The sequence below is a fragment of the Protofrankia sp. Cas8 genome, from assembly GCF_963555845.1.
GTDB lineage: Bacteria > Actinomycetota > Actinomycetes > Frankiales > Frankiaceae > Protofrankia.
Map to the genome: position 1 here is coordinate 1 of NZ_CAUVXI010000243.1, position 7,522 is coordinate 7,522.

Sequence of the window (7,522 nt, forward strand, 5' to 3'; positions counted from 1 at the left end):
ATGTACAGGTAGGCCTTGGTGTCGACACCGACCCGCCCGGGTGCGGTGAGCAGCAGCGGGAGGTAGGCGATCGCGGCCAGCAGCGACGCGGGCCACGACGGCAGCCACCGGCGTCGCAGCGGCGACGGCTCGCCGCCGGCGCCCGGGCGGCCGGCGAGCCGGCGGGAGAGAACTCGCCGCGGATGTGCCGATGGTGCGGTCAGGGTCACCGGTCCAGCCCAATCGTCCTGGTTCGGCTCCCGGTCGCTGGTGCGGCAGGGAGGAAGACGGCAGCACGCCGCGGGCCTGGCCCCCAGGGCCTGCGGTGATCGCGAAGCGTGTCCGAAGCATCCTAATCCGACCCGCGACGCGTCCGAGCAGCGATGATCGCACGCTCACCGGGTGGCGGTGCGCCGGGCGTCAGCCCAGACCAGCAGTCCCGTGCCTGCGGCCAGCACCGCATGCAGCGCGAGTTCCAGCCGGGCGGTCGCCACCGAGGCGCCGCCGACCCACCAGACGCCCGCAACGGCGAGGGCCGTCGCGGCCGCGAGCACCACCAGGACGCCGCGCGCGCCGACGGCCAGCAGGTAGTGGGTGAACAGGACGGTTGCCCCGAGGCAGGTCATGGCTGCGGCCAGCGGTGCGAGGGAGCCTGCGGCCGCGGTCAGCCGTGGGCCGAAGGCCAGTGCCAGTCCACCCGCCGGAGCGAGCAGGGCGACCAGGAGGAGCCCGATGGCCGGCACCGCGAGCATCGCCAGGGTCGCGCCCAGCTGGTGCAGCGCGTGCTCACCGCGGTGGCGGCGGCTCGCGGTCTCGGGCAGCAGAAAGCCCCCCAGGACGACCGCGGCGAAGACCAGCGCCTTGCACGCGACGGACACCGCCGCGTACGAGCCGGCGTCGACGGAGCGGTGTGCGCCGATCGCCAGCACGTCGATGTTCTGGAGCACGCCCAGCAGGACCAGGGCGCTCAGCGCGGCGCCGACCTCGACGGCCAGCCGGTTCGGCGCCATCGCGGGCGCGGTGCTGGCGGACAGGTTGGCGGCGGGCGGGTTGGCGGCGGGCGGGTTGGCGCGCGCCGCAGCGCGGCCGGCGTGGGAGCCCAGGATCGTGCGCCCGTGCCCGAGCCCGACCAGTACACCGAGCAGGATCGCCAGGCAGACGCCATCGGCTCCGAGACCCGCCAGCACCAGCCCGACCGCGAGGGCGCCCCGAACCAGGCCCTCCAGCAGCAGGTTGGCCGCGAGGCCGGCGTACCTGTGGGTGGACTGCAGCAACCCGCGGTCCACGCAGAGCAGGCACCAGGCGGCGCCCGCGGTGAGCATCTCGGCGACACCGCCGGGACCCGGCAGGGACAGCGCCGTGGCGATGACACCCCGCAGCAGGAGAGCTGCGATACCGGTCAACACGACCAGGACGACACCGCCACGCCGGACCCGCGCAATCCATTGGTCGATCATCGCGGCCTCACCCGTCTGCTGCCAGGGCGTCACCTTGCGGACGACGCCGACGAGCAGGGCGCTGCCGGGCATGGACACCACGAAGAACAGCGCCAGCAACTGGGCCAGGGCCCCGTAGGCGGTGGTGGACAGATGCCGGGCGAGCACCAGCGTGACGAGCAGGTTCGCGAGGTTGGCGGCGAGGGCGGCAACGGCCAGTGGGGACGCACCGCGGATCGCCCCCCGCAGGGCGTGCCGGGGTGGGGCCGCTACCGCGAGCGGGGCCGCTACCGCGAGCGGGGCCGGCACCGGTGCCGCCGGGGATCGGGCGGGCCTTGCACCGACCGGGCCGCGCTCGGGTGGGCACGGGCGCCGGGCAACCGGGACCGCATCCACCGTGCCCGGACGGCTGGCCGTTGTGTCCTCCCACCATGTCACGACGGCAACATTCCCATTACTAATTGTAACAAGCATGTAGCTGGCCATCTGGGGCCGGCCATGGCGGACTCCGGCCGGCCGGGCCAAAGGTGGCGCGATCACCGTTGTCGCCGGGACGTCTCAGGTGGTCCCGGTGCCCTTTTCGGTCACGAAGATCGCGGTGGATGGAAACAGGCGGCCACGCACCGGCCCCCACTGGCCCCAGACCCGGTCGTGCCCTGCCGGCCACTCCGGTTCGATCAGGTCCAACACGGTCAGACCGGCGGCCACCAGCTCCCGGACGCGGTCACCGACGGTACGGTGGGTCTCGGCGTAACTCGTCCGGCCGGCCCAGTCCCGCTCGACGTATGCCCGCCGGTCGAAGTAGCTGCGGACCACGGTCAGACCCTCCCTGCCCGGATGATCGGGAAAGGACCAGATCATCGGGTGTGTGGTGGAGAAGACCCAGCGCCCGCCGGGACGCAGCACCCGGGCGACCTCACGCATGACGGCCGCGCTGTCCGCGACGAAGGGGATCGCGCCAAAGGCCGAGCAGGCCAGGTCCACACTTGCGGCGGCCAGCGGCAGCCGGGTGGCGTCGGCCTGTACCAGGGCGACGTCCACACCGGTGGCCACCGACAGCGTCCGGGCGTGCCGCAGCTGGCCTGCGGACAGGTCCAGCGCGACCACGTCCGCACCACGGGTGACCAGCCAGCGGGCACACTGCGCGCCGCCGCACCCGATCTCCAGCACGGTCCGGCCGCGGACGTCGCCGAGCAGGTGCGCGTCGGCCTCCCGCAGACCCTCGGGGCACCACAGGAAGTCCGTGTCACCGAGAAAGGCACCATGCTCGGCCTGGTAGTCGTCGGCGGTGGCGTCCCAGTAGCCGCGGTTGGCCCATCGGGCGCTGTCGTCGTCGACGTCGCTGTACCCGAACTCGGCGGGGTGATACCCGCCCGGCGGGTACTGCGGCAGGACGGGCCGGGGCGCGTCCGGTCTGGCGGGTTCTGGTCCGTTCACGGCATCGATCCTCGCAGTGTCCGCTGGGCATCCAATCGGGGGTGGGTCGTCCGCCGCGTGCGTCATCCCGTTCCGATGATGTGACATGGTCGCGGTCCCATCGGGTTCGCGGGTCGTCTCCGGCGCGGTTTACCCCGACGCGGGACGAGGTTGACCCGCCATGGCGTTGACCACCCTGGACAACGATCCCTAGACTTGGGTCTGGCACGAGAGTCTGTGGATCTCAGACCTAGTAGATCCGCTCGAGCGTCGCTATCGGTACCGACAGTGTTCGTTTTGCACGGTCCCTGTCCCTCCGTCCCGGCGGTTCGATCCGGCCCCTCGTGCATTCGACGAACCCTGTAGCCGGAGCCGACCCCTTGACGAGCACCACCGACGTACGACCCGTGGAGACCGTGACCACACCGCCCACCCCGACCACCCCGCAGGTCGCGGTCAACGACATCGGCTCGGCTGAGGACTTCCTCGCCGCCGTCGATAAAACGATCAAATTCTTCAACGACGGTGACATCGTCGACGGAACCATCGTCAAGGTGGACCGCGATGAGGTGCTCCTCGACATCGGTTACAAGACCGAAGGCGTGATCCCCTCGCGGGAGCTTTCGATCAAGCACGATGTCGACCCGCACGAGGTCGTGACGGTCGGTGATCACGTAGAGGCCCTTGTTCTCCAGAAGGAGGACAAGGAGGGCCGTCTCATCCTGTCCAAGAAGCGCGCGCAGTACGAGCGCGCCTGGGGCACGATCGAGAAGCTCAAGGAGGAGGACGGCGTCGTCAACGGCACCGTCATCGAGGTCGTCAAGGGCGGTCTCATCCTTGACATCGGGCTACGGGGCTTCCTGCCTGCGTCGTTGGTGGAGATGCGCCGGGTGCGCGATCTGCAGCCCTACGTCGGCCGCGAACTCGAAGCCAAGATCATTGAGCTGGACAAGAACCGGAACAACGTGGTTCTGTCCCGGCGTGCGTGGCTGGAGCAGACCCAGAGCGAGGTCCGGTCGGAGTTCCTCGCGCAGCTGGCCAAGGGCCAGATCCGCAAGGGCGTCGTCAGCTCCATCGTCAACTTCGGGGCGTTCGTCGACCTTGGTGGTGTCGACGGTCTGGTGCACGTGTCCGAGCTCTCCTGGAAGCACATCGACCACCCCTCGGAGGTCGTGGAGGTCGGCCAGGAGGTCACGGTCGAGGTCCTCGACGTCGACCTGGAGCGCGAGCGGGTGTCGCTGTCGCTCAAGGCCACGCAGGAAGACCCGTGGCGTCAGTTCGCCCGTACCCACGCGATCGGTCAGGTCGTCCCGGGTCGGGTCACCAAGCTCGTGCCCTTCGGCGCGTTCGTCCGGGTGGACGAGGGCATCGAGGGTCTGGTGCACATCTCCGAGCTGGCCGAACGGCACGTGGAGATCCCCGAGCAGGTCGTGAACGTCGGCGACGAGATCCTCGTCAAGGTCATCGACATCGACCTCGACCGGCGCCGGATCAGCCTCTCCCTCAAGCAGGCGAACGACTCCAGCGCCCTTGTCGGCGAAGGCGAGGCGTTCGACCCGTCCCAGTACGGGATGGAGGCCAAGTACGACGAGGCGGGCAACTACGTCTACCCCGAGGGTTTCGACCCGGAGACGGGGGAGTGGCTGCCGGGCTTCGAGGAGCAGCAGACCGAGTGGGAGCGGCAGTACGCCGACGCCCAGCAGCGCTACGAGGCGCACCAGGCGCAGATTCGGGCCGCGCAGGAAGCCGAGGCCGCCGCGGTCGCCCCGTCGTCCTACACCTCTGCCGAGCCCGACCAGCCCGCCTCCGCGATCGACGAGGACGCGCTTCGTCGCCTTCGGGAGCAGTTCGGCCGGGAGTAACCCGACCGGGTAGTACGTGAGATCGGTGCTGCCTGACAGAGCACTGAACGGGGCCTGCGGGACATCTTCCGCAGGCCCCGTTCGCGTCCGGCGGCGGAAAACCATTCGAAAAGTCCGCATACATCGGGCACGCTCCTGTTCGTGAGACCGCCGGGCACCGTCCGCCCGGGTATCGGATGACGAACAGGAGCGATCGATCATGGCAGCCGTTGCCGAACTCGGGGGTGCGCGGACCCCCATCTGGATGTGGACCCGTCCGCAGGAGGTCGACAGCGCAGCCCTCGACCAGCTGCGCGCCGTCGCGGATCTCCCCTATGTCCATCACCATGTCGCGGTCATGCCCGATGTCCACCTGGGCAAGGGCGCGACCGTCGGTTCCGTCGTAGCCATGCGGGACGCGGTGTCGCCCGCGGCCGTCGGCGTCGACATCGGCTGTGGAATGGCCGCCGTCCGCACGAACCTCACCGCGAGTGATCTTCCGGATGATCTGGGTGCGATACGCGCCGCGGTCGAGGCGGTGATTCCGGTCGGGCGTCTCGGACACCCGACCGTCTCGGGCAGGGTGCGCTCCCACCGGGAGCTCTGGGACGGTTTCGCCGACCTGCATCCGTTGGTCTCGGGACGGCTGGAGCGGGCCATGGCGCAGCTGGGGACGCTCGGCTCGGGCAACCACTTCATCGAGCTGTGCCTCGATACCGGCGACCAGGTGTGGCTGATGCTGCACTCGGGCTCACGCAACATCGGCAAGGAGCTGGCCGAGGTCCATATCGGGATCGCGAAACGGCTGGCGCACAACGGCGACCTGCGCGACCGGGATCTGGCGGTGTTCCTCGCGGGCACGGCGGAGATGCGGGCATACCGGCATGATCTGGTCTGGGCGCAGCGGTACGCACAGTTGAACCGGGAGGCGATGCTCGGTCTGTACCAGGATGTGCTGCATGGTTTCTTCCCGGGACTGCGGCTGCCGGTTGCGCCGCAGAGCGGTCCGTATGCGGGGGAACGAGCGTTCGCCTCGGTGAACTGCCATCACAACTACGTGTCCGAAGAACATCATTATGGCGCGGATGTGCTGGTGACCCGCAAGGGCGCGATCTCGGCACGGTCCGGGGAGTACGGCATCATCCCGGGTTCGATGGGTACCCGGTCCTACATCGTTCGTGGACTGGGGAATCCGGAGTCTTTTCACTCGGCGTCGCATGGGGCCGGTCGGCGGATGAGTCGGTCGAAGGCGAAGAAGATGTTCACCGTCGAGGATCTGACCGCGGCGACCGCCGGGGTGGAATGCCGTAAGGACGCCGGTGTGATCGACGAGATCCCGGCGGCCTACAAGGACATCGAGCAGGTCATCGCCAACCAGCGGGACCTGGTCGCTGTCGCCGCGGAGCTGCGGGCCGTCCTGTGCGTCAAAGGCTGACCCGGTGCGGCACCCGTGAACTGCTGCGCGGGATGGGCGAGGGCGAACTGTCAGGCGCCGGCGAACGAGGGCGCGACGTCGAGCATCGCCTGTGCGATCGCGGTGTCTCCCACCAGCTCGGCGCCGATGTCGCCGGCCTGGCGGCGGTCGGCGACCAGCAGACAGAAGTCGAGCAGGGGCGCGGACATCGCCGCGCTGGTGGCGGGCGGTTTCCCGCTACCGGCAATCTCGCTGGTGCCGTCCGGCCCGATCATCCACCGGCCGCCACCGGGGCCCGAGAGGGTGACAAGGAGCGTCGCGTCCCCGGAAGCAGGTGGTAGCGCGGCCCGTACCTTTGGGGTGAGCCACCGCATTGCGGTGTCGGCCATCCGGTGGAGGTGATCGGCGGGTGGCAGCGGCATGGCCAGCCCGACCCGCTCGGCGATGTCACGGCCGTGGATCCACGTCTCGAAGGCCCGGATGGTCAGGTAGGCGCCCAGCGGGCCAAACGGCGCGCGACGATCGCCCGTGTCAGTCGGCCCGTCGGTGTCAGTCAGCCCGTCGGTGTCAGTCGGACCGTCCGTGTCAGTCAGCCCGCTGCGGCGGAGCTGCTCGGCGATCCGTTCCATGGCGCCATACCAGGCCGACCAGGTGCGTCCGGTCGTCCAGTCATGTTGGTGAGCGTGGACGGCGGCGGTCCGTTCATCCAGGTCGGTGCTGTGCACAGGCGGATCCACCGCCAGGCCGATCCCGGCCGCGACCAGCCCGTCGGAGGCGGCCAGATGCGCGACGAGCTCGCGGGTGTTCCAACCGTTGACGATCTCGCGCGTCCAGTCGTCGGCGGTGAGCTCGGCAAGCAACCGGTCGACGGCGCCAACCTGGGTGAGGTAGGGATCTGCGATCTCCGGTGCCACCGGCGTGGCCGGACGGCGAGTCAGAGCCGCCGCCATGACCGCGGCCAGGGCGGCGGAACCGGCCGGGTCCACCTCGGTGGCTACCGCATCGGCCGCCTCGGCGGCTATCTCGGCGGCTATCTCATCGGCTACATCGCGGAGCATGTCGCCGGACACCTCGCAGGCCAGGTCGTGCCGCTGCCGGCCGACAAGACCGACCAGGCCGATGCTGAGCGTCTCGGCCGTGACCAGGCAGTGCTCGCACCGGCCGAGGTGCGTGTCGACGATGACCGTCTCGTCGGGATCGCAGGCGCCGAGGAGGTAGGCACCGAGAAGGTCATCGACATGTCCTCCGTGGCCGTCGGGGGCCGGATTCCGCAACGGGTGCGCGGGCGCAAGGTCGTGCGGTTCGACCTTCCTGGCGCTCACACGTGAACCCCTTCGCGCTCCAACCGGACCGCAAGTTTCTGCAGGGCAGCGCGGATCCGGGATTTTGCCGTGCCTTCCGGAATGGTGAGTCGGGTTGCCACCTCACGGTCTGTC

General features: G+C 69.8%; 6 protein-coding genes. 2 read left to right on the top strand and 4 right to left on the bottom strand.

All coding sequences use genetic code 11. The annotated features are described in order from the left end of the window. The 3 genes from U9977_RS23860 to U9977_RS23870 form a co-directional block, all read right to left on the bottom strand. The coding region (locus U9977_RS23860; protein ID WP_322751525.1) for a hypothetical protein at positions 1–209 on the bottom strand (209 nt) is incomplete at its 3' end. Positions 210–374: 165 nt separating this feature from the next. Beyond that, on the bottom strand, positions 375–1,889 hold the full coding sequence (locus tag U9977_RS23865) for a hypothetical protein (RefSeq protein ID WP_322751526.1): 1,515 nt from the start codon (positions 1,887–1,889) through the stop codon (positions 375–377). A gap of 84 nt (positions 1,890–1,973) precedes the next feature. Beyond that, positions 1,974–2,852, bottom strand: a complete 879-nt coding sequence (locus U9977_RS23870; protein ID WP_416210253.1) for a class I SAM-dependent methyltransferase — start codon at positions 2,850–2,852, stop codon at positions 1,974–1,976. Positions 2,853–3,211: 359 nt separating this feature from the next. On the opposite strand from U9977_RS23870, the gene rpsA reads away from it, so the two are divergent. Both rpsA and U9977_RS23880 read left to right on the top strand, forming a co-directional pair. Then, positions 3,212–4,693, top strand: coding sequence for a 30S ribosomal protein S1 (gene rpsA / locus U9977_RS23875; RefSeq protein WP_322779398.1), 1,482 nt, complete (start codon positions 3,212–3,214; stop codon positions 4,691–4,693). Positions 4,694–4,892: 199 nt separating this feature from the next. After that, a complete protein-coding gene (locus U9977_RS23880) occupies positions 4,893–6,107 on the top strand; it encodes an RtcB family protein (protein ID WP_322751527.1) in 1,215 nt (404 codons plus the stop codon). A 50-nt stretch (positions 6,108–6,157) separates the two neighbouring features. Here the strand turns inward: U9977_RS23880 and U9977_RS23885 are convergent, their stop codons facing one another. Then, a complete protein-coding gene (locus tag U9977_RS23885) occupies positions 6,158–7,408 on the bottom strand; it encodes a maleylpyruvate isomerase family mycothiol-dependent enzyme (protein WP_322751528.1) in 1,251 nt (416 codons plus the stop codon). Positions 7,409–7,522: the final 114 nt, after the last annotated feature.